The 2,185-nt window shown below is 69.2% G+C and carries 3 protein-coding genes; 2 read left to right on the top strand and 1 reads right to left on the bottom strand.

What is annotated here, in order from left to right; all coding sequences use genetic code 11:
- Positions 1–715: GntR family transcriptional regulator (locus A5646_RS05430; RefSeq protein WP_231998243.1), on the bottom strand; the 715-nt coding region annotated here is incomplete at its 3' end.
- A gap of 143 nt (positions 716–858) precedes the next feature.
- Here A5646_RS05430 and A5646_RS05425 point away from each other — a divergent pair.
- Positions 859–1,881 carry a cupin gene (locus A5646_RS05425; RefSeq protein ID WP_065155723.1) on the top strand — a complete coding sequence of 341 codons (1,023 nt, stop codon included), beginning with the start codon at positions 859–861 and terminating at the stop codon, positions 1,879–1,881.
- 54 nt (positions 1,882–1,935) lie between these two features.
- The coding region (locus tag A5646_RS05420) for a BatA domain-containing protein (RefSeq protein WP_197499510.1) at positions 1,936–2,185 on the top strand (250 nt) is incomplete at its 3' end.

Raw genomic sequence — 2,185 nt, 5'->3', positions numbered from 1 at the left:
GATCGACAGCCCGGACAAGCCGTGCCGGGCCCGTAGCTGGGGGCACGATGGCTTCGACGATCCCTACAGGAGTCCGCACCGTGCTGGCCAGGTGGGTCTGCACCGCCCGGAGCGCCCGCGGCAGGTCGCCGTCGCGCAGGGCCTCGGCGATGCCCCGATGCTCGGCCATGATCGTGGCCACCCGATCGGGTTCACGCTGCGCCGATTCCCCGATCATCCGCATCTGGCGGTCGCGCAGCGTCGAGTAGAAGTTGGACAGGATGGCGTTGCCCGACTCTTCCAGGGTGATGGCGTGGAAGGCGCGGTCGGACTCCAGGAATTCCCGCCAGTCGGCGGCCGCCGCGGCCGCACCCAGCCGTCGCAGCTCGCCGGATTGCCGTTCGAAGACCACGGCCCACACGGCGGGACCGCGTCCCACCACCTTGGCCGCCGCGAACTGCTCGAGCACCAGCCGGGCCTCCATCACCGCGCGGACCTCGCCGGGCGAGACCGGGACCACCAGGGCGCCGCGCTGGGGATACAACCGCAACAGCCCCTCGGCCTCGAGGCGCAGGAACGCCTCGCGCACCGGGGTGCGCGACATCCCCAGCGCGGTCGCGACGTCGCCTTCGCTGATCAGCTCGCCGCCGGCGAACTCGCCGGTGAGGATCCGGGCCTTGACGTGATCCAGCGCGCGATCCTTGGCCGTGCCCGGCCGCGGGCTCTTCGCCGCCATACCGCCCCACTCTGGTAGCTAAGTCGTATCTCAAGGGTGCTCCTGACCGTACACGAGCCTTCTTTACCAGGGCGTATTGACACTGAGATACAAGATAAATACTATTCGGATACGAGAGATGCCCAAGCGGTGAGGAGACCGAGATGGCCACGACGCAGACATTGACCCCGAACCTGGATCCGACGATCCCGGCACCGATGATCAACGTGGCCGAGTACGGGTTCGAGGGCCGCTTCGAAGAGTGGGCCGCCCAGGCCGAGTACTTCGAGTACTCCAAGGCGGCCAACCCCATCGGGTCGGGGCACGTCCCGGCGGTTCCGCTGCGCCGGTTCGATCCCGAGCTCTACCTCGATGCCGCAACCGGCGTGATCCCGCTGGACCTGTCCCGGGAGCTGGGCATCGGCACCGGCGCGGCGACCAGCCCGGCGCTGCTGGCCAACTTCGTCAGCATCCGCGCAGGCGAGCAGATCGACACCAGCCCCAACGCCACCTCGCAGCTGTACTACGTGCTGTACGGGCGCGGCTTCGCGGCGGTCAACGGCCGGCTGGTCGAGTGGGAGAAGGGCGACTTCGTGACGTTGCCCGCCGGTTGCCGGTCGGTGTTCTACGCCGCCGCCGACACGGCCATGTACTGGGTGCACGACGAGCCGTTGATGCGATACCTGGGCGCCGAGGCCACCCGGCCGCGCTTCGAGGCGACCAAGTTCCGCCGCGCCGACGCGGTGGCCAAGCTCGAGGAGATCGCCGCGCGTCCCGGCGCCAACGAGAAGAGCCGGGTGAGCGTGCTGTTGGCCAACGCCGCTCAGGAGCAGACGCTGACCATCACGCACGTGCTGTGGGCCATGTTCGGGGTGCTGCCGCCCAACCAGGTCCAGCGCCCGCACCGGCACCAGTCGGTCGCACTGGATCTCATCCTCGACGCCCCGGCGTCCGGCTGCTACACGCTGCTGGGCACCCGCCTCGACTCCCGCGGCGACATCGTCGATCCCATCCGGGTGGACTGGCGGGCGGGTTGCGCCTTCACCACCCCGCCGGGCATGTGGCACGCCCACTACAACGAGACCGACGAGCCCGCCCACCTGATTCCCGTTCAGGACGCCGGGCTGCACACCCACCTGCGCAGCCTGGACATCAAGTTCACCCAGCGCCGCGACCTGGCCGGGTGATCCCCCGGCGGCGGCCCATGCACCGCCGGAGTTCGGCGAATAGTGTGGCTGGACATGAAGGTGCCCCTGCTGGGACCGGTGTCGCTCACGGGCTTCCAGAACGCCTGGTTCTTCCTGGTCCTGTTGATCGTGCTGCTGGTGATCGGCCTTTACGTCGTGCAGCAGTTCGCCCGTCGTCGCCGGGTGCTGCGCTTCGCCAACATGGAGGTGCTGGAGCGGGTCGCGCCGCCGCGGCCAAGCAAGTGGCGTCACGTGCCGACCATCCTGCTGGCCGCCGCGCTGGTGTTGCTGACCACCGCGATGG

Origin of the sequence: Mycobacterium sp. 1245499.0 (assembly GCF_001673615.1) — a bacterium.
GTDB lineage: Bacteria > Actinomycetota > Actinomycetes > Mycobacteriales > Mycobacteriaceae > Mycobacterium > Mycobacterium europaeum_A.
Note: the sequence above shows the minus strand (reverse complement) of the source record. Positions and strands in the feature narration are given on the sequence as shown.